Below are 20,186 nucleotides of genomic sequence, written 5' to 3'. Positions count from 1 at the left end.
GGGGCTCATTATATTTCTTTTATCAATTACTTTAAAGGATATTATACTTTTTGTTTGAGATTATTGTTTAACTATCTATCTGTTGAACAAATAAAATACCATTTAAAAAGCATGCTTTTTAAATGGTATTTTATTTTAAAAAATTAAGTGACAAATATTCCCCAAAAAAAGAGGCCGTATAGAAAGAAATAAATCCTGTCGCACTGAAGTTTAACCTTCATAAGAATCTGAAATAAATTCAGAATGACAAGAAACTAACTTTTTAAACAACCTCTTTACTAAAAACTTCTTACATCCTAACGATAACCGTTATTAGAAGGATCTGATGTTAATAAATTTGCATTCAATATTATTTGTGCTTGTGGTATTGGAAGTAACACATGATATGACTGAATATTAGCTGCCGGATTATTCCAACTTCTATGTTCTGTACTTTTAACCACATCTAATAAAATTCCCCATCTAATTAAATCCATTTTTCTATGTCCTTCTGCAGAAAGTTCAAACTTTCTTTCATCATACATTGCTTCTCTAAAAGATGTTTGAGACATTCCACTCCAAGGCTGATCTGGTTCAAAAGCTCTTTTACGAACTTCATTTACATAAGAATACGCAGTTCCTGGACCATTTAATTCATTTTCTGCCTCAGCAGCCATTAAATAAATATCTGCTAAACGAAAAACAATATAATTTTCATGATGGTTCCCTCTTAAAGAGTTCACTTGATCTAAGTTCCAATTTTTTCTGAAATATGGAAACGCTAGTTCAAATCCTAAATACTCGGTTACTACAGTTGCATCATAACGCAAATCTCCATCTTGCCAGTTATTTTTATCTGCTAATTCTGGTAAAGGGACAGACCATCCATAACCCTGCATATCTTCCTCTTGCTCTAACATTACACTTTGAAAGTATTCCCATCTTTTCATTTGTGTACCATTCGTTTTTAAAACAGGTGCTCCAAATTCATCAAAAGCATCATCATTTCTATTTGAAGGCTCATCTCTTATTCGAGGATTATAATCATCGGTTCTTGTAGTTGAAACCTCATCTGATTTAAAATCGATGATAAAAATGTGTTCGTTATTTATTGAATTAGCAGGATCTGATTGATTAAAAACATCTGCATAATTAGATAATAAAGTATGTGGAGAATTGTTTATAATCTCATCACAAGCATTTTTTGCCAATAACCACTCTTTATCAAATAAATGAAATTTTGCTTTTAAAGCATAAGCCGCCCACTTTGTTGCTCTTCCTAAATCTGAACCAGAATATGTAGATGGCAATAAACTTACCGCTCTTTCTAAATCTGCTTTCATATCTGTTCTAATTAGGTCTTTATCATAACGCCCTAATTCTCCAGCCTCAATTGGGTTTAACATTTCTCTAAAATAAGGAACATCTCCCCATAAATTTGTTAAATGATAAAAAGCCAAAGCTCTTAAAAACAGTAACTCTCCAACCGCCTGATTTCTATTAGCTTCCGTAAGTTTTTCATTACCGTCAATATTTGCTAAAAATTCTGTTGTTCCGTTTACAACTTCATACAATTGAGACCATACACCGTTTCCGTCTGCTACTCCTTCTGCAATTAAATAATTGTGTATAGATCCATTTACATTTCTATTAGGTCCAACAACATCTGCACCATGCGTGTAATAATCATCTAAACCTCTTTGTGCATATAGGTTATTATTATGATATATTCTATAAATTCCGTTTACAGCTAATTCTGCCTCTTTGTCATTATTGAAAAAATTTCCAGGTGTAATTGCATCTCTTAAATCTTCTTGTAGAAAATCATCACAAGAAATTAAAGCAAATAAACCTAGTAAGACTAGAACAACTTTATTTTTTAATATATTTTTCATTTTATTATTTTTTTAAAATTCCATTTTTAATCCTAATGTAACAGATTTAGCATAAGGGTAAGTACCAGAAGCAAAACCCTGAGATACTGAACCTAACCCACTACTAGCACTAAAATTACTTGTTTCTGGATCTCCTAATTTAAATTTAGATAATAAAAACAAGTTAGTACCGGTTACATATACATTAAATGCGCTTAATGTATTTTCTAATCCTATTTTATCTAATGGAAGATTATAATTTAAAGTAGCTGTTTTTAATCTTAAGAATGAACCATCCTCTATATTAACAGTACTATTAGGATTGAATAAACTTGTAGAAGCACCCGCTCTAGGTATATCTGAAGTTTCATTTACCCCTTCTTGCCAACGATTTAACACTCTAGAATCTAAATTTTGCTCTCCTCTTCCGTAATAAGATGCCTGTGTTCTTATATTGAAGATATCATTACCATATTGACCTTGAAAAAAGACATCCAAAGAAAGACCTTTGTAAGTAAATGTATTTCTAAAACCTCCATAAAAATCTGGTTCTGGACTACCAATTATAACAGCATCTTCATCATTCCAGGTAGGGTTATCATCTAAATTTTCAAACCTAGGACCACCAATAAAAGACATTCCTTTTCTACCATCTGCAATTATCTCATCTTCATTTTTATAAGTTCCTAAGTATTTAAGTCCAATAAAAACTGGCATAGACTCTCCAACAATAAGTCTTGCAGAAGTACCACCCTGGTTACCTGTAGATTGTAAATCTAAATAATCTCTACCATCTAACTCTAAAACTTTACTTTTGTTTGTAGATATTGTTAATGTTGAATTCCAAGAAAAATCCTTTTTCTCCACATTAATGGTGTTTAATGAAAATTCAAAACCTTTATTTTCTACAGAACCTACATTTTGCAACTGAGTACCACCTCCTGCTTGTGCAGATAAAGCTTTTGCTAAAAGTAAATCTTCTGTAGTTTTTAAATAGTAATCTGCTTCAAAAGAAATTCTATCCTTTAAAAAACTAACTTCAAAACCAAGATCCAACTGTTTTGTCGTTTCCCATGTTAATCCTTCACTTGGTACAGATCCCAACTGAACACCATTTACAACATTGTCGTTAAAAATATTAATAGTGTTATTATACGTTGCAATAGAATTATAAGAATTTACTCCTTGTTCACCAACAATACCATAACTACCTCTAACTTTTAATTTATCAATTACATCTACATCTTCTAAAAAAGCCTCATCACTTACATTCCAAGCAAGCCCCACAGAAGGAAAAAAGGCATATTTGCTACCTTCTTCAAAAACAGAAGAGCCATCGTATCTACCAACTAAAGTTAAAAGATATTTACTTTTGTAACCATAATCTACCCTACCTAAAAAAGAAGCTAATGTTCTTTGACCATATCCAGAATTTGCATAATAAAGCGTTGCATCACCTAAAGCTAAATTATTAAACAAAACAGCATCATTAGGAAAACCATCTGCCTGGGAAACAGTGCTTTCATTCGTATCCTTTTGCCATGTAAACCCACCTAACAACTTAACAGAATGATCTTCTAAACCTAAATCATAGGTAAACGTATTTTCATTTAAAATACTTTTTGCATAATTTGTAGCTATATTAGCGTATCCCGTTCCACCATTAGAAATCTGTCTATCAGGTAAAGCTCCCGGAAGATAATCGTTGTATTTTGTATGAGTTATTTCTGCACCAAAAGTAGACTTCAATTTAAAGTTTTCAAACAACTCATACTCAAGATAAGCATTTGTAATAAGCTTGGTAACTAAATCATGATCCACTCTTAAATTAGCATCTGCTACCGGGTTTCTTTCCGTTGAAGAACTTATTGGGTTTACACCTGTATAATCTCCATTTTCATCATAGACAGTTCTAATAGGTAAAACTGAAGAGACAATACTTGAATAATTGACTTTATTATTTTCTTTTTTATAATGTGTTGCATTTAAACGGATACCTGTTTTAAATTTATCTGAAAGCCTTACATCTAAATTCGTTCTAAAAGTAACTCTCTCTAATCCAGAACCTTTTAAAATTCCTTCTTGATCAAAATGATTAACAGAAATATAATAATTAGAATTTTCTGAATTCCCCATTATAGATAAATCTGTATTTCTAACATAACCTGTTTGAGCTGCAATATCTAACCAATCTGTAGTTTCAATTTCACCAGGCTCACTAAACAACAAAGGCAAAGTAGGATCGGTCCCTCCAAAACCATTATTTAAGTTCGGGTTAAATTGCCCTGCCTCATTAATATAATTTACATAATCTTCTCCGTTTAAAAGATCGACCTCATTTGCTACTTGCTGCACACTATAATAATGATTCAGACTAATTCTTGGTTTTCCTTTTGAAATTTCTGTACCATTTTTAGTCGTTACTAAAATAACTCCAGAAGCACCTCTTGTTCCATAAATAGACAATGCAGTAGCATCTTTTAAAACATCTACAGATTTAATATCATTTACATTTAAAGTATTTAAGTTAAAATCTGTACCTACAATAAATCCGTCTATAACATATAATGGGTTATTATTTCCATTAATAGAACTATTACCTCTAATTCTAATTGTAGAACCAGAACCTGGGTCTCCACTATTAGAGGTTACAGAAACTCCTGTTGCTCTACCTTGTAATGCTTGGTCTAATCTTGCAACTGGTTGATTTTCTAATACATCTGCTTTTACAGAAGAAACAGAAGAAACCAGATCTTTCTTTGTAGTAGAACCATATCCTATTATTACTATTTCATTTAATTGTTGAGCATCTTCTTTTAAGACAATATCTATTACGTTTTTATCCGCAACCACAACTTCTTGATTTACAAAACCTACAAATGAGAATTGTAAAATTTCACCTTTAGAAACTTTAATAGAATACTTTCCATCAAAATCAGAATTTGTACCTCTATCTGTCCCTTTTACCAAAATATTAACTCCCGGAAGAGTTAAACTTGTCTCGTCTGATATCGTCCCTGTAATTGTTGTTTGAGCCGTTAAAGACATAAAACTACAAAACAGCAACAACAAAGCACTTAGTTTTAATTTCATTGATTTAATAATTAGTTTATAATTTGGTTTTACCATTACAACGAATGGTTACTTCAAACCTATTAATTATTTAAATTCAGAAATTCTCAAAAACAGGGTAGTATTGTTGCAATTACTCAACAATTAACATAAAATTCTAAATAACCAGTAATTTAAGTTTATAAAAAAGATGATATCACTAAAATCAGTATTGCTTTAGAGAAGCCCTTTTTACATAGGTAATGCTTAAAAAACATGTATTACCAATAATAATTTAAAAAAATATAGTGTTTATTTTTACTAAAAAAAAAGAGAAGTAATCGATAAAATATTAAAACTAATAATGTTTAGTTTAATATTAAGATAGAACGTAGAAATTTGAATAAAGCTTGTATATATGCTACTTCAAAAGAACATGTTTTTAATAAAATATTTTGCCCTATATTTTTCCGTAAAGCACGAAATAATATAGGGCAAATTATAGAAACCAAAATTGTATTACAATTTAAAAGGCATTAATTACCTAAAATAAAATCTACAGCAGCCATAGAATGAATTTCTGTTGTATCAAAAGTTGGAATTTCTAAATCTTCATCAAAAATCATTAAAGGAAATTCTGTACAACCTAAAACAACTCCTTCTGCACCTCTATCTTCCAAACCTTTAATAACATTAAGCACATAACTTTTAGATGCAGGCTTAACCACGCCATACGTAAGTTCTTCTTCAATAATTCTTTGCAACTCAATAAGTACTTCCTTTTCTTCCGGCACTAAAACATTTATTCCGTTATCAGCTATTCTTTTGGTTATAAAATCACCTTCCATTGTATAAATTGTTCCTAAAAAGCCAACATTTTTAACATCTTTTTTAAGAATAGCTTTTGCCGTAGCATCACCAATATGAATAATTGGAAAATCTAATTGACTTTGTACAATATCAAATACTTTATGAGGCGTATTTGCACAAAACATTACAGATTCAGCCCCTCCTTTACGTAAACTAAACGCTCCTTCTGTTAATAAAACAGCTATAGAATCCCATTTATTTTCTTTTTGAAACCTATGAATTTCTGCCTGATTTATTGTGTAAACCGTTAAAGGCGGATTTGTATTATTACCATAATAAGCATTCACAGATTGATTAATTGCAGCATAATATTCAACGGTTGAATGCCAAGAAGTACCTCCTATTAGCCCTAATTTTTTCATATTTTGGTGAGGTAATTTATTGGTTTCGGCTTTACTAGTTACAACCTCCTCTACTGGCTCCTTTATCACAGCTTGCGTATTCATTTTTGAGTTATTACAAGACACAATTAAAAATAAACTACAAACACAAAGTTTCACAAATAACTTTTTAAATTTTAAATTTATTTTTTTTTGATTTTCAATTTTACAAGTATTGAATAGTACCATTTATAAAGTATTTAATATTTCTATATATTTTTAAACACAACCGTTAGTGAAGATATCTACAATCTATTCTTAGGCAATGCACCCTTCCACCCTTTAGATAATTGCACCGATAAACTTTTTACTACGGCTGCTGCTTCATCATTACCTGCAATATTAACGGATTCATTAGCATCTTTATAATGATCATACAATTCATTAGCTGCAAAATCCCCCTTCTCCTTTTTATCATTATCCCAAGTATACCATTCTATATAATGATATTGTTTAGTTTGCATAGAATAGCCCATATATTCATAACCATCTTTAGAAATACGTTTACGTCTTCTAAATTGAGTAAAAACAGCATCTTTCCACTCCAAATCTGGATTATCAAATACAGGAACCAAACTTGTTCCTTGAAAATAATCTGCTTTATCAACACCTGTTAAATCACATAAAGTAGGAAATATATCTACCAACTCAGAAAGCGCTTCTATACGTTTACCTTCTTTCTGATTTACTCCTTTTATAATCAAAGGAACATGTGTATCAATATAAAAATTTGTCATTTTACCCCAACCGTTATGGTCTCCTAATTTCCATCCATGATCCCCCCATAAAACAATTACGGTATTTTGATACAAACCTCTTTCCTTTAAACCTTCTACCAATTTTCCGACACAAGCATCAATATAACTTACACTTGCATAATATCCTCTTTTTAAAGAATCTGCATACTTTTCTGGCAATGAAGCATCTTCTGGACGACCAATTTTAGTTGGATTTGTATACGCTCTTAATTCATAATTAGCATTTGCAGACATAACAGGAACATTCTTTGGTAACTTTGGATTTGCAGCAGGAGAAACAGATCCCGCAGGGTATAAATCCCAATATTTTTTTGGAGCTACAAATGGAAGGTGAGGTCTATAAAAACCAAGACCCAAAAAAAATGGCTCTTTTTTATCCTTAATTCTATCAATTGTTTTTAAGGCTAATTTTGTTTGCATAGCATCAAAATACAAAGAATCTGGTAAATCCGCACTTTCTAATGCAGGCCCTCTATTCCAACCATCTCCATAAACTGCTCTTCCTTTTCTTTGCTCTAGCAAAGCTGCTCTTTTTACCCTTTGATCTTCTAATGCATCTTCTGTATAATAATAGGTTTCTGCATCTCTTTTAGCGTACTCTTTTGTATTATACGGAAAAGGCTTTAAATCTGGTTCATCCCAAGAAATAGAATCAGGCATATAGTTATGAAAAATTTTACCAATATTTACGGTATAATACCCTGCTTTATTAAAATACTGAGGCATTGTTACTGCATCAGGATTTATCTCCCTAAACTTATCTCCCAAGTGCCAAACTCTTGTAGAATCTGGTCTATAACCTAACATTGCACTTGCTCTTGAAGATGCACAAACTGCTGATTGAGAATGTGTATTTAGCATTACCATAGATGTTTCAGATAACGCATCTATATTTGGTGTTTTTATTTCTTTGTTTCCATAAGAACCAAGATCAGTTCTTAAATCGTCTATGGATAAAAAAATAATATTTGGTTTTTGTGCTGTTTTTAAACCTTTTTGGGAATTACTTTTTTGTGAACAAGAAGTAAAAAATACCAAAAGCACAGGTATAAATAGTTTTAAAATTTTCATCTATTATTATGTGTTTTTTTTTTAAAAATAAAATTATTAATTTGCCTTTCCTAACAATTCAATCCATTGATCAGCATAATTAGTATTTCTAATACCATTAGAGTGTGCTTTTCTTCCTTTAGGAACAGCTAAATCAAAAGAATAAATCTGATTTTCAGGAATCTTCATAGCCTTATAACTTTCTTTAATTACTTTTGCCGCAGGTTCCTTTGTATGATAAGTTCCATACCAAAGGTTAGCAGGTGTTACACTTTTTGCTGCATACCAATTTGCTATTTTATTTTTAGCAGAATAATCCCAACCACCAGAAAAATCGATAACTCTAGCAACTAAATGTTCTTTTGCTATAAAAGCAGCCATTCCTCCTCCTTGAGATTGACCCGAAACAGCTATTTTACTCCATTTTGGTTTACCAGCTTCTAAATAAGCATCCCAATTACCAGCTTTATCTGTTTTAGAAAGATAAATTAATAACTTAGTAAGCCTATTTACTATTGCGTCTTGAGGCTCATCATCTATTAATGAAAAATTGTTATCACCATAAATACGCTGCTTTCTAAATTCTGATGTACACTTAGAGTTGTCTGCTAAGTTTTCACCTCTACATATTTGAGCCACAGCAGGTCTATTAATGTAAGATATATTAATAACATGATAGCCTTGAGATACAGCTGTTGCAAAAAATCTTTTAGGACCATTTAGAGCCATACCTCCAGTTCCTGGCATAAAAAACAATAGTTTTCCTTGTTTTGCATCTGGATTGTAAACAATTAAATGAGGAGAATCTGCTTCTTTAATAAAGGAATCTGTACTAGAAGGCTTAACTTCTAATACTTTATATTCTTTAGGGAACCCTGAAGGAGATTGAGAAAATATAAAATTATAGCTAAAGAAAATAAAAGTTAGGGGAATTAAAAAGAACTTCATTATTTATTAATATTAAATTTTAAACAGTTAAACAGATTTTACTTTCTCTAAAAAATTTGATCTGTAATAAAATTCCCCATCAAATTATAAATATACATTTTCACTAACAAAAACACACAATAAGGGGAATTTATTCAACAAACCAATTAATTTATTAAATTTTCATTAGTAATTTTTCGTAAATATAGATAAAAATTACATTATCTATAATTCATTTTAACCTTTATTATAGAAACTTAGTCGGAATAATATTTTATAATGATTGTAAACAAAAAAACTCCTTTTTATCAAAAAAAGGAGTTTTAATCAATTTAAAAATTATAAATATTTTATTATTCTGCCAACATGTCTTTTGTAGCAACTGTTCTAAAACCAATATGATCTGAACCAGAATTAGGCTCCATACCCATTTTTGCTGAAATTCTAAAACTCGCACAATAAGATGCATGACATAAAAAAGAACCACCTTTCATAACATATTCAATTTGATACGGATTACTTGGTGTATACGATTTTTCTGCTCCTGTAGGGTTTGTTAAAACCACGGAAGGATCTAAAGTTTCATAATATTTTACATTAAATAAGTCTGAAGTCATTTCCCAAACATTACCTGCCATATCATACAAACCAATATTATTTGCAGGATAAGATCCTACTGGAGAAATATAATCAAACCCATCTTCAGAAATATTTTCTGTAGGAAATTTACCTTGCCATGTATTCGCATTCGCATCTAAGTCTTCAGCTTTATTTCCCCAAGCAAAGATATTATCTTCAAATTTACCTTGTGCAGCAGACTCCCATTCTGCTTCAGTAGGCAGCCTTCTATTAGCCCATTTGCAATACGCCAAAGCATCTTCTTGCGCAACATGTACAACAGGGAAATTATCTTGCCCTTCAATAGAACTACCTGGACCTTCTGGTTGTTTCCAATTTGCGCCAATTTGCCACTTCCACCATTGTCCGTAATTCGCCATAGAAACGATTCCTTTAGCATGTTTATTAAAAATTAAGCTTCCGGGTTGTAAAATTGAATCTGCAGGTTTTTCTGTTCCTGCAGGTAAATCTTTTTTTATTTCTTCCCAATCTATTGGTCTTTCTGCAACAGTAACATACTTAGTTGCCACTACAAACTCTCTAAATTGTTTATTCGTTACTTCCTTTGCATCGATAAAAAATCCGTCTACTGCTACTTTATGAGCAGGTTTTTCTCGTGGCATCGCATACTGATCTCCTTCTTTAGCTCCCATTAAAAAAGTTTTGCTTGAAACCCACACCATACCTTCTGGTGCTTTAACGTCTTGGCTTAAAGCTTTAATTTGTACGGTTTCTTTTTTATCTTTTTCTGATTGTTTTTTATCACAACTACTAAAAAAAGCTGTTGATAATAGTACGGTAATTAATACTGTTTTCAAATTAAAATTCATCAATAATAAATTAAGATTGCACGCAAATATAGATAATCTATTGATGTTTATTCTTTTAATTCTAAATCTCTCAATTTAATTTAACACAAAATTATTGTTTAACAAAACCAAGAATTAGTTAAACAATTGTATATTTGCATAAATATCAAAAGATTATGGCAAAAAAGAAAAATATTACAAAAGACAATTTAATATCTTGGTATATGGAATTTGTCTTAGAAAACAACCACCAACCAAAGTCTGTATATAGTTTTGCAAAAGAAAATAATTTTGATGAAGCTGATTTTTATAAATTCTATAGTTCTTTTGAAACTGTTGAAGAAGCTATCTTTTCTGAATTTTTTAATCACACCATAACTATTTTAGCTAAAAGTGAAGATTACGAAAACTTTGATGCAAGAAACAAATTACTCAGTTTTTATTTTACTTTTTTCGAAATATTAACAGCGAATAGAAGCTATGTTGTGTATGCGTTAGAAAACAGTAAAAAAGATTTTAAGAAACTAAAATCGCTAAAAAATTTAAGAGAAAGCTACCTCAACTATGTTCAGAATATTGGCATAGAAAAAATAGATTTAAAGCACGAAAAATTAGAAAAAATCCAAGACAAATCAATTAAAGAATCCTCTTGGTTTCATTTATTAGTAACTATGAAGTTTTGGCTAGATGATGTTTCTCCATCCTTTGAAAAAACCGATATTTTTATTGAAAAATCGATTAACGCTCGTTTTGACTTAATGGACATTAAACCTTTACAAAGCATTATCGATTTTGGAAAATTCATTTTAAAAGAAAAAGTAAACTTTAATTAAAAGCCCATGAAAACAATAGATTCTATACCAACTTCTAAAATTCAGAGAGCTTCTAAATTAGTTACCACTGGCGCAAAAATTGGGGTTAATTATCTAAAATATTATGGAGATAAAATAACCAAAACAGAAGACGAAGCAAAAGCACGTTTAAACGAAAATAATGCTGAAGATATTTATGACGGTTTAAAAACCTTAAAAGGAAGTGCTTTAAAAGTTGCTCAGATGTTAAGTATGGAAAAAAGCATCTTACCACAGGCGTATGTAGAAAAGTTTTCTCTCTCTCAGTTCTCTGTACCCCCACTTTCTCCTGCCTTAGTAACCAAAACCTTTAAAAAATATTTTGGAAAAGATCCTAATGAAATATATGACAAATTCAATACTGTTTCTATAAATGCAGCAAGTATTGGTCAGGTTCATAAAGCAGAAAAGGACGGAAAAGAATTAGCTGTAAAAATTCAATACCCTGGCGTTGCACAAAGTATTGCTTCAGACTTAGCATTGGTAAAACCTATTGCCATTAAAATGTTTAATATTAGAGGAAAAGACTCTGATAAATATTTTAAAGAAGTAGAAAATAAACTAGTCGAAGAAACCAATTATATTTTAGAAGTCGAACAAAGTAAAGAAATAGTAGCTGCCTGCAAACACATTCCTAATCTTAATTTTCCTGAATATTATGCTGATTTATCATCAGATAGGATTATAACCATGGATTGGATGCATGGTGTTCATTTATCTGAATTCTACACAGACAACCAAGAAGTTGCTAATAGATTAGGTCAAGCACTATGGGATTTTTACATGTTTCAGATTCACAAGTTAAAAAAAGTACATGCAGATCCGCATCCTGGAAATTTTTTAATATCACCAGAAAACGAATTAATTGTAATTGATTTTGGTTGTATGAAAACCATTCCAGAAGACTTTTATGTACCCTATTTCGAATTAGCTCAAAAAGAAAATATTGGCAACCCTACATTTTTTGAAGAAAAATTATTGCAGTTAGAAATATTAAGAGCAGATGATTCCAACGAAGAACTCGTATTTTTCAGAGCTATGTTTCATGAAATGCTAAGTTTATTTACACAACCGTTTCACCAAGAAACTTTCGATTTTTCTGATGAAGTTTTCTTCGGTAAACTTTCTGACTTAGGAGCTAAATACGCAAAAAGCACAGAACTAAAAGACATGAACGGAAACAGAGGCTCTAAGCATTTTATTTATATTAATAGAACCTTTTTTGGTTTGTACAATTTAATGCACGATTTAAAAGCAAAAGACATAAAAATTAATAATTTTAAATCGCTATAAAGGCCATTTTTAATTATAAGAACACCCAAGACTTAGAACAGCTGTTTATAAAATAAAACTTATAAACAGTTGCTCTAGTTTTAAATTTGACAACTTTATACTTTATAATTTACACTTTATTTTAAAGTCTACAACCGCCCCAAGAGGTATTTATTAAAACACAAAAGAAAATAGTATCTTTACTATCAATCATATTTATGAAAATAGTATTGAAGACGCACATCCTACATCGACAAAATATTAAGAAGAGTTATATATAAAAGGGAAATTGTTACAAACATGATAGGGTAATCAATTTACCTAAAAGAAATGTTGCTACAATTAATTGTTTAGGCTGTTATTCCAAATTAAAGGAACAATTACCTTATAAAAAACCTAAAAAAAAGAGACAAAATCTATGAAAATTCTTGTAACAGGTGCAACTGGCTATATAGGCAAACGTTTAATTCCGTTATTACTAAATGATGGACATACCATAATTTGCCCTGTAAGAGATAAAATTAGAGCTGAAAATTATTACAGAAATCAAAAAAACATTCAATTAGTAGAAGCTGATTTTTTAAACATAGACAGCCTCCTTAACATTACAAAAGACATTGACGCTGCTTATTATCTAATTCATTCCATGTCTAATTCTGCCAAAGAATTTCATGACTTAGAAGAAAAATGTGCACTAAATTTTAAACTTTTTTCAGAAACAACAAACATAAAACAAGTTATTTATTTAAGCGGAATAACTAATGACACTAAACTCTCTAAACATTTATTATCTCGTAAAAACGTAGAGATTACACTAGCGTCAGACAAATACGCGTTAACCACTTTTAAAGCAGGAATTATTGTTGGCTCCGGGAGTTCTTCTTTTGAGATCATAAGAGACCTAGTAGAAAAATTACCTGCAATGATAGCCCCTAAATGGCTCAATACAAAAACACAACCCTTAGCCATTAGAGATGTTTTAACTTTTTTACACAAAGCATTAGATAAAAAAGAACTATTTAATACTTCTCACGATATTTTTGGTCCGGAAACTCTAACCTACAAAGAAATGTTACTGCAATTCGCAGAAGTTAGAAAACTAAAAAGGCACATCTTAACGGTACCCATAATGACGCCAAAACTATCTTCCTACTGGCTCTACTTTGTAACCTCTACTTCTTACAAATTAGCAAGCTCCTTAGTAAACTCTATGGGGGTAGAAGTTATTGGAAACAAAAGTAATATTAATGCCATTTTAGATGTAAACCCAATGTCTTACAAAGAGGCTGTGAAATTAGCCTTTAAAAAAATTGAACAAAATAGCATTATTTCTAGCTGGAAAGATTCCTATATAAGTAGCGGAAAATTAAAAAACTTTGTTCACGAATTTGTGAACGTCCCAGAGTATGGTTGCTTTAAAGATCATAAAGAAAGAGTTATAAGGGATAAAAAAAGAACACTAGACAGGATCTGGGCAATTGGAGGAGAAACAGGCTGGTATTATGGTACTTTTCTATGGAAAATTCGTGGATTTTTAGATCAATTTTTTGGTGGTGCCGGTTTACGACGAGGTAGAAGGCATCCTACAGAATTAAATATCGGTGATGCTCTAGATTTCTGGCGCGTAATTTATGCTGATAAAGAAAAAGGAAAACTCCTACTCTATGCAGAAATGATAATGCCTGGTGAAGCTTGGTTAGAATTTAAAATTGACGAAGGAAAACTACACCAAACAGCAACATTTAGACCTCATGGCTTAGCAGGAAGACTCTATTGGTACGCTGTAATGCCTTTCCATTGGTTTGTTTTTAACGGTATGATTAACAATATTAACAAGTAAAATACTACAATAACTTTTAAGTTAAAATCCTTATTAATCCGTATCGTTTATCTAGGACTAGACACATTCATCTCTTTTCTATTCTAAAAACTATTTGATCTTAAAGATTTTTATCAAAAAAACATATAAATTTAAAATATTAATATTGTTTAATTTATTTGGTAAATCATTAAACATTTATTATATTTGAAATATAAATAACTGTTAATAGGAAATATAGTCCCTAATTACTTTTTTTTCAAAAACAGAAAAAAGAAATTTATTTTAATATGTTTATAGTATTTGATTGCTATAAACATATTAAAATAATCAAAAATTAATTCTATGCAGCTATAAGATAAATCTATGCATTAAGCAATTAAACGGCATAGCTATTGAGCATATAATAGAAATGGACTGAAAAGATAGACCACGTTTGAAGCAATAAAAGATCAATTTAACCTAAAAGAACAAGAAGTTATTGATTTAATGCTGAAAGGAATGAAGCCTAAAAAGCTTTGTAATGTGGAGAAAAAGGGTTCAGGAAAGAAAAACAAAACATTTAAAGTTAAGAACTTTCCAAAAAGGAAGATTTAAATGTTCAATACAGAAAAATTAAATTATGGAGTTAATCAAAAAAGCATTAGAGTTTGAAACAAGAAAAATGAGATTTCCAACTACAAGTGACCGTGTTTTAGCAGCTAGAGAAGCAAAAGCTTTAATCTTAGACTTAAACGAGGTATATAAAAAGAATAAAGATTCTGAAATTATGGATATCATGAAACGTTTGACCCTTATAAAACAAAGAATAGAGAGACGTTTAAAGGGAAAACCGTTAACTGCATAATAATTACAGATTTCTCTTGTTTTTCTAACTTTTATAATTATATTCACAAATTATAGATTAAAACAGCGAAACAGAGAATGAATTTATTAGAAAGAGCGGAAGAATTTGAACACAGAAAGTTCTCATTTAAAACAACTAGTGATAGAATTGTAGCTTCTAGAGAGGTAAAAGCCTTAATACTAGAGCTAAATGAAGTATATAAAGCAGAAAAAGATCTTGAAATAATGGATCAAATGAAGCGCCTTACAGCAGTTAAACAAAAAATTGAAAAGCGCTTGAAAGGAAGACCTTAAAAGCAAATGAATAAAATTTTAGTTATTGGCGGAAGTAAAGGAATTGGAAAAGCAATTATTGATAGCTTAATTGATGAAAATTCAATTATAAATATCAGTAGAACAGCTCCTTTACTTTCCCACACTAATCTCAATCACTTTACTTGTGATATTCTTACAGATGATTTACCTGAAATAGACGCAATAGACACTTCAATCTATTGTCCAGGAAGCATCAACCTAAAACCAATTTCCAGACTACAATTAAATGATTTCAGAGAAGACTTTGAAATTAATGTAATTGGTGCTGTAAAAGCAATTCAACATTATTTACCCTCTTTAAAAAAAGGTAACAAACCTTCCGTATTATTATTTAGCACGGTAGCGGCAAAATTAGGGATGCCTTTTCACGCTAGTGTAGCTGCAGCAAAATCTGCCGTAGAAGGCTTAACAAAATCTTTAGGAGCAGAATTAGCACCATTAATTCGTGTAAACGCAATCGCCCCAACAGTAACAGATACAGAGTTAGCCTCTAAGTTATTGCGTAATGAAAGAATGATCGAAAACATAAAAGAACGACACCCTCTAAAAAAATATTTAGCACCAAAAGAAGTTGCAGACCTAGCTTCTTATTTAATATCCGAAAAAGCAAGTGCTATATCTGGTCAAATTTTTGAATTAGACTGCGGAATTGTCAGTTTTAAAATATAAATAAAATCAGAATTAAATGAATATTTACAATACAGAGATTAATAGTCTCCAGAATACCCCTATTCTTTTGTCAGATTTTAAAGGCAAGTACATTCTATTTGTAAACGTAGCTTCTAAATGCGGATTTACACCACAATACAAAGATTTAGAGGAATTACATAAAACCTATAACGACAAAATAGTTGTATTAGGAGTTCCTTGTAATCAGTTTGGAAAACAAGAGCCAGGGTCTTCTTCTGAAATTGAAACGTTTTGTGAAGTAAATTATGGTGTTTCATTTCTAATTACAGAAAAAATTGATGTAAAAGGGAAAAATCAACATCCATTATATACATGGCTAACTTCTAAAAAGTTAAATAATAAAAAAAGTTCTACTGTAAAATGGAATTTTCAAAAATATTTAGTCTCACCAGAGGGAGAATTAGTTGATTATTATTTTTCAATTACAAAACCCTTGAGTTCAAAAATAATAAAACACTTAAAATCATAAAGCATGTTCGGTCTATTTAAAAAGAAAAGTGAAATAGAAAAGTTGCAAGAATCTTACAAGAAATTAATGGAAGAAGCTTTTAAACTACAAGCTATTAATAGAACAAATAGCGACAAAAAATATTTAGAAGCCGATAACATCCTAAAAAAAATTGAGTCTTTAAAATCTAAATAATTTATTCTATGAAACAAGTAAAGCTTACACTTTTATTTTTAGTAATCAATTTTGGTGCTTTAGCCATTGGGAGTTGGTTAATGGATAACGGACCACTTTCCGATTGGTATACCAACCTAAACCAAGCTCCTTGGACACCACCTGGTATTGTATTTGGAATTGCTTGGACCTTTATTATGATATGTTTTTCTATCTTTTTAGGTAAACAATTTACAATCAATTACAATTCTAAAATACTTTCCGTTTTTATAATTCAATTTACTCTAAACGTTAGTTGGAACTACATTTTCTTCAGCCAACACTTAGTCTTAATTGGTTTGATATCAATTGTATTACTGACAGCTACATTATTTTATTATTTCTTTAAATTAAGTAATAAAACAGGCGGATACAAATATTTACTATTACCATATATGATTTGGCTTTGTATTGCAACTTCATTAAACCTCTACATTTTAATTCATAATTAACATGAAAATATACACATTCCACAGAAAACAGAAATTACCAATTACATTAGAAAAAGCTTGGGAGTTTTTATCGAGTCCAAAAAACTTAAAAGTAATTACGCCTACTTATATGAGTTTTGATATTCTTTCTGGTGCAGAAAAACCAATGTTTGCTGGTCAGTTTATACAATATATTGTTACCCCAATTCTTGGGATAAAAACAAAATGGGTAACCGAAATTACACACGTAAAAGAAAACGAATACTTTGTAGATGAGCAACGTTTTGGACCTTATGCATTATGGCATCACAAACATTTTATCAAAGAAATTGAAGGCGGTATAGAAATGGAAGACATTATAGACTACAAAGTTCCTATGGGAATTTTAGGTCAAATTGCACACCCAATATTAGTTAAACCCAAACTTGAAGAAATTTTTGAGTACAGACAAAAAAAATTAATTGAACTTTTTGGACAATACTACCCACCAATTAAATAGAATTTTTCTAGTTTATAAAAATAAAATAAGGAAAATAAATGAAGACAGAGATAAACATTTTTTGGTTTAGAAGAGATTTACGGTTAGATGACAACTGCGGATTATATCATGCATTAAAATCAGGTAAAAAAGTACTTCCAATTTTTATTTTTGATGAAGAAATTTTAAGTAAATTAAAGAAAGATGATGCACGTGTTTCCTTTATCTATCAAGAAATAGCCCATATTCATAAAAAATTAGTCGAAATAGGGAGTGTTTTAGAGGTTTATCACGGAACACCTAAAGAAATTTACAACTCATTATCAGAAAAGCACATCATCGATACCGTATTCACAAATCATGATTATGAACCCTATGCGATAAAAAGAGATTTAGAAATTAAAGAATTTCTAACATCAAAAAACATCAATTTAAAAACGTATAAAGACCAAGTAATTTTTGAAAGAAATGAAATTGTAAAAAAAGATGGGACACCGTATAAAGTTTACACACCTTTTTCTAAAAAATGGCTAGAAGCTTTTCATTTTAAAGGAATTCAATTTTACCCTTCAGAAACACTGTTAGATAATTTAATAAAAAATAAAAACCAACCTATTTTAAAATTAGAAGCAATTGGTTTTATAGAATCTGCTATAAAAGTAGCTTCTTATAAAGTATCACCTCAATTAATTGATACGTATGAAGAAACTAGAAACTTCCCTGCAAAAGACAGTACTTCTAAATTAGGTACTCATTTACGTTTTGGTACTGTAAGCATCCGTAAAATGGTTGACGAAGCATCTAAAAGCAACAACATTACTTTCTTAAAAGAATTAATTTGGCGTGAGTTTTTTATGCAGATTTTATGGCATTTCCCACATACCGTTAAAGAGAGTTTTAAACCAAAATACGATAGAATTCTGTGGAGAAATAACGAAGATGAATTTAAAGCATGGTGCAAAGGCGAAACAGGTTACCCGTTAGTAGATGCAGGTATGAAAGAATTAAATCAAACAGGTTTTATGCACAATAGAATTAGAATGTTGGTAGGTAGTTTTCTTTGCAAACATTTATTGATAGATTGGCGATGGGGAGAAGCCTATTTTGCAGAAAAATTACACGATTACGAACAAGCCAGCAACATAGGTAACTGGCAATGGGTTGCAGGTACCGGAGTGGATGCCTCGCCTTACTTTAGAATATTTAACCCAACTACTCAAATTAAAAAATTCGATAAGGACTTAAACTATATTAAAAAATGGGTTCCAGACTTTCAAGAACTCACCTATCCAGCGCCAATTGTAGAGCATAAATCCGCTAGAGAGCGTTGCTTAACCACCTATAAAAAAGCATTAGTAGATTTTTAACCCACAATACATATACAGGCCGTAAATTTTAAAAGTAAAAAGAAGGCAACAAAAAAAATAAATTAGCGTTTTTAAAATATAAAATATGAAGATGATCATTCAATTTTCTTTTATTTTATGTAAAATTATTCTTGTTTTAAGGGCTTCAATGTAAATTGAAGCTTTTTTATTAAAAAAAAGTGAAATTTTATTTGGTAGATACTAATAATTGCCTTTAATTTGCGCTCTCAAAATAAAAGCCGATGTAGCTCAGCTGGCTAGAGCAGCTGATTTGTAATCAGCAGGTCGTGGGTTCGAGTCCCTCCATCGGCTCAATTTATTAAAAAGTCTCAAAAATAATTTTTTGAGACTTTTTTTATGTAAAACACTAAAAATCAGTCTGAATAATAATTTAATTTTTATTTAAAAAATTGTAGCTAATTAAAAAAAGCTCTATTATTTTAAAATAGAAGCTATTTAAGATTAAATAAATCCTAAGTATTTGTAAATTCTTTATTATTTTAGACAATTAATTATCTTAATCATAATTATATGCTCATTATTGGAATTGCCGGAGGTACAGGAAGTGGAAAAACTACGGTTGTAAATCAAATAATTAAACAACTACCTACAGGTGAGGTTTGTGTAATTTCTCAAGATTCATACTATAACGAAACCGTAAACTTATCTTATGAAGAAAGATCTAAAATAAATTTTGATCACCCAAGAGCTATCGATTTTGATTTAATTGTTAAGCATCTAAAAAAATTAAGATCAGGAAAAACAATAGAACAGCCTGTTTATTCTTTCGTAACACATAACAGAACTACAGACACTATTAAAACACACCCTAGAAAAGTGGTTATTGTAGAAGGTATTTTAATATTAAATAATGAAGCATTAAGAGATTTATTTGATATAAAAATATTTGTGCATGCAGATACAGACGAACGCTTAATTAGAAGAATTAGAAGAGATATTACAGAAAGAGGAAGAGACATTGACGAAGTTTTAAACAGGTATCAAGATACTTTAAAACCAATGCACCTTCAATTTATTGAGCCAACTAAAAATTTTGCAGATATTATTATTCCTAATAACAAACACAACACCGTAGCAATAGATGTTGTTAGAACCGTAATTAACGATCGTTTATAATCT

General features: G+C 30.3%; 18 protein-coding genes, 1 tRNA gene and 1 pseudogene. 14 read left to right on the top strand and 6 right to left on the bottom strand.

Annotated features, from left to right (window positions below; genetic code table 11):
* Positions 1-296: 296 nt before the first annotated feature.
* The 6 genes from H0I28_RS00505 to H0I28_RS00480 form a co-directional block, all read right to left on the bottom strand.
* On the bottom strand, positions 297-1,874 hold the full coding sequence (locus H0I28_RS00505) for a RagB/SusD family nutrient uptake outer membrane protein (protein ID WP_218732771.1): 1,578 nt from the start codon (positions 1,872-1,874) through the stop codon (positions 297-299).
* Positions 1,875-1,886: 12 nt separating this feature from the next.
* Positions 1,887-4,946, bottom strand: a complete 3,060-nt coding sequence (locus tag H0I28_RS00500) for a TonB-dependent receptor (RefSeq protein WP_218760050.1) — start codon at positions 4,944-4,946, stop codon at positions 1,887-1,889.
* A gap of 494 nt (positions 4,947-5,440) precedes the next feature.
* Positions 5,441-6,220, bottom strand: a complete 780-nt coding sequence (locus tag H0I28_RS00495; protein ID WP_218760048.1) for an aspartate/glutamate racemase family protein — start codon at positions 6,218-6,220, stop codon at positions 5,441-5,443.
* A 179-nt stretch (positions 6,221-6,399) separates the two neighbouring features.
* Positions 6,400-7,983: a sulfatase gene (locus tag H0I28_RS00490; RefSeq protein ID WP_218760046.1), complete on the bottom strand. Its 1,584-nt coding sequence runs from the start codon at positions 7,981-7,983 to the stop codon at positions 6,400-6,402.
* Between the two features lie 36 nt (positions 7,984-8,019).
* Positions 8,020-8,910: a hypothetical protein gene (locus H0I28_RS00485; protein WP_218760044.1), complete on the bottom strand. Its 891-nt coding sequence runs from the start codon at positions 8,908-8,910 to the stop codon at positions 8,020-8,022.
* 332 nt (positions 8,911-9,242) lie between these two features.
* Positions 9,243-10,337 carry a formylglycine-generating enzyme family protein gene (locus tag H0I28_RS00480; RefSeq protein ID WP_218752294.1) on the bottom strand — a complete coding sequence of 365 codons (1,095 nt, stop codon included), beginning with the start codon at positions 10,335-10,337 and terminating at the stop codon, positions 9,243-9,245.
* Positions 10,338-10,492: 155 nt separating this feature from the next.
* On the opposite strand from H0I28_RS00480, the gene H0I28_RS00475 reads away from it, so the two are divergent.
* The 14 genes and pseudogenes from H0I28_RS00475 (at position 10,493) to udk (ending at position 20,183) form a co-directional block, all read left to right on the top strand.
* Positions 10,493-11,149 carry a TetR family transcriptional regulator C-terminal domain-containing protein gene (locus tag H0I28_RS00475; RefSeq protein ID WP_218752293.1) on the top strand — a complete coding sequence of 219 codons (657 nt, stop codon included), beginning with the start codon at positions 10,493-10,495 and terminating at the stop codon, positions 11,147-11,149.
* Between the two features lie 6 nt (positions 11,150-11,155).
* Complete coding sequence (locus H0I28_RS00470) at positions 11,156-12,460, top strand: AarF/ABC1/UbiB kinase family protein (protein ID WP_218760042.1); 1,305 nt, start codon at positions 11,156-11,158, stop codon at positions 12,458-12,460.
* A gap of 397 nt (positions 12,461-12,857) precedes the next feature.
* Complete coding sequence (locus tag H0I28_RS00465) at positions 12,858-14,279, top strand: SDR family oxidoreductase (RefSeq protein ID WP_218760041.1); 1,422 nt, start codon at positions 12,858-12,860, stop codon at positions 14,277-14,279.
* A gap of 349 nt (positions 14,280-14,628) precedes the next feature.
* A pseudogene (locus tag H0I28_RS00460) lies at positions 14,629-14,877 on the top strand (TIGR03643 family protein).
* A 3-nt stretch (positions 14,878-14,880) separates the two neighbouring features.
* The gene (locus H0I28_RS00455) at positions 14,881-15,105 is read left to right on the top strand and encodes a hypothetical protein (protein WP_165732956.1); all 225 of its coding nucleotides are present in this window, start codon (positions 14,881-14,883) and stop codon (positions 15,103-15,105) included.
* A 77-nt stretch (positions 15,106-15,182) separates the two neighbouring features.
* Positions 15,183-15,398, top strand: coding sequence for a hypothetical protein (locus H0I28_RS00450; RefSeq protein ID WP_068448590.1), 216 nt, complete (start codon positions 15,183-15,185; stop codon positions 15,396-15,398).
* Positions 15,399-15,404: 6 nt separating this feature from the next.
* Complete coding sequence (locus H0I28_RS00445; protein ID WP_218760039.1) at positions 15,405-16,088, top strand: SDR family NAD(P)-dependent oxidoreductase; 684 nt, start codon at positions 15,405-15,407, stop codon at positions 16,086-16,088.
* 16 nt (positions 16,089-16,104) lie between these two features.
* On the top strand, positions 16,105-16,578 hold the full coding sequence (locus tag H0I28_RS00440; RefSeq protein WP_218760037.1) for a glutathione peroxidase: 474 nt from the start codon (positions 16,105-16,107) through the stop codon (positions 16,576-16,578).
* A 3-nt stretch (positions 16,579-16,581) separates the two neighbouring features.
* Positions 16,582-16,752 (top strand): Lacal_2735 family protein, encoded by a 171-nt coding sequence (locus H0I28_RS00435; protein WP_218732761.1) that lies wholly within the window; start codon positions 16,582-16,584, stop codon positions 16,750-16,752.
* Between the two features lie 8 nt (positions 16,753-16,760).
* Complete coding sequence (locus H0I28_RS00430) at positions 16,761-17,222, top strand: TspO/MBR family protein (protein WP_218760036.1); 462 nt, start codon at positions 16,761-16,763, stop codon at positions 17,220-17,222.
* A 1-nt stretch (position 17,223) separates the two neighbouring features.
* A complete protein-coding gene (locus H0I28_RS00425) occupies positions 17,224-17,700 on the top strand; it encodes an SRPBCC family protein (protein ID WP_218760034.1) in 477 nt (158 codons plus the stop codon).
* Positions 17,701-17,738: 38 nt separating this feature from the next.
* The gene (locus H0I28_RS00420) at positions 17,739-19,046 is read left to right on the top strand and encodes a deoxyribodipyrimidine photo-lyase (RefSeq protein WP_218760033.1); all 1,308 of its coding nucleotides are present in this window, start codon (positions 17,739-17,741) and stop codon (positions 19,044-19,046) included.
* A gap of 238 nt (positions 19,047-19,284) precedes the next feature.
* A tRNA-Thr gene (locus H0I28_RS00415) sits at positions 19,285-19,358 on the top strand.
* 219 nt (positions 19,359-19,577) lie between these two features.
* The gene (gene udk, locus H0I28_RS00410) at positions 19,578-20,183 is read left to right on the top strand and encodes a uridine kinase (protein ID WP_218732757.1); all 606 of its coding nucleotides are present in this window, start codon (positions 19,578-19,580) and stop codon (positions 20,181-20,183) included.
* Positions 20,184-20,186 lie beyond the last annotated feature (3 nt).

Origin of the sequence: Polaribacter sp. AHE13PA, assembly GCF_019278505.1 — a bacterium.
GTDB lineage: Bacteria > Bacteroidota > Bacteroidia > Flavobacteriales > Flavobacteriaceae > Polaribacter.
Note: the sequence above shows the minus strand (reverse complement) of the source record. Positions and strands in the feature narration are given on the sequence as shown.

Excerpts from the sequence above, each read along its gene's own strand:
- H0I28_RS00465 (WP_218760041.1), top strand. The coding sequence starts at position 12,858 with ATGAAAATTCTTGTAACAGGTGCAACTGGCTATATAGGCAAACGTTTA.
- H0I28_RS00495 (WP_218760048.1), bottom strand. The coding sequence starts at position 6,220 with ATGAATACGCAAGCTGTGATAAAGGAGCCAGTAGAGGAGGTTGTAACT.
- H0I28_RS00480 (WP_218752294.1), bottom strand. The coding sequence starts at position 10,337 with ATGAATTTTAATTTGAAAACAGTATTAATTACCGTACTATTATCAACA.
- H0I28_RS00490 (WP_218760046.1), bottom strand. The coding sequence starts at position 7,983 with ATGAAAATTTTAAAACTATTTATACCTGTGCTTTTGGTATTTTTTACT.
- H0I28_RS00425 (WP_218760034.1), top strand. The coding sequence starts at position 17,224 with ATGAAAATATACACATTCCACAGAAAACAGAAATTACCAATTACATTA.
- H0I28_RS00445 (WP_218760039.1), top strand. The coding sequence starts at position 15,405 with ATGAATAAAATTTTAGTTATTGGCGGAAGTAAAGGAATTGGAAAAGCA.
- H0I28_RS00435 (WP_218732761.1), top strand. The coding sequence starts at position 16,582 with ATGTTCGGTCTATTTAAAAAGAAAAGTGAAATAGAAAAGTTGCAAGAA.
- H0I28_RS00470 (WP_218760042.1), top strand. The coding sequence starts at position 11,156 with ATGAAAACAATAGATTCTATACCAACTTCTAAAATTCAGAGAGCTTCT.
- H0I28_RS00485 (WP_218760044.1), bottom strand. The coding sequence starts at position 8,910 with ATGAAGTTCTTTTTAATTCCCCTAACTTTTATTTTCTTTAGCTATAAT.
- H0I28_RS00505 (WP_218732771.1), bottom strand. The coding sequence starts at position 1,874 with ATGAAAAATATATTAAAAAATAAAGTTGTTCTAGTCTTACTAGGTTTA.
- H0I28_RS00475 (WP_218752293.1), top strand. The coding sequence starts at position 10,493 with ATGGCAAAAAAGAAAAATATTACAAAAGACAATTTAATATCTTGGTAT.
- H0I28_RS00450 (WP_068448590.1), top strand. The coding sequence starts at position 15,183 with ATGAATTTATTAGAAAGAGCGGAAGAATTTGAACACAGAAAGTTCTCA.
- H0I28_RS00455 (WP_165732956.1), top strand. The coding sequence starts at position 14,881 with ATGGAGTTAATCAAAAAAGCATTAGAGTTTGAAACAAGAAAAATGAGA.
- H0I28_RS00430 (WP_218760036.1), top strand. The coding sequence starts at position 16,761 with ATGAAACAAGTAAAGCTTACACTTTTATTTTTAGTAATCAATTTTGGT.
- H0I28_RS00500 (WP_218760050.1), bottom strand. The coding sequence starts at position 4,946 with ATGAAATTAAAACTAAGTGCTTTGTTGTTGCTGTTTTGTAGTTTTATG.
- H0I28_RS00420 (WP_218760033.1), top strand. The coding sequence starts at position 17,739 with ATGAAGACAGAGATAAACATTTTTTGGTTTAGAAGAGATTTACGGTTA.
- H0I28_RS00440 (WP_218760037.1), top strand. The coding sequence starts at position 16,105 with ATGAATATTTACAATACAGAGATTAATAGTCTCCAGAATACCCCTATT.
- udk (WP_218732757.1), top strand. The coding sequence starts at position 19,578 with ATGCTCATTATTGGAATTGCCGGAGGTACAGGAAGTGGAAAAACTACG.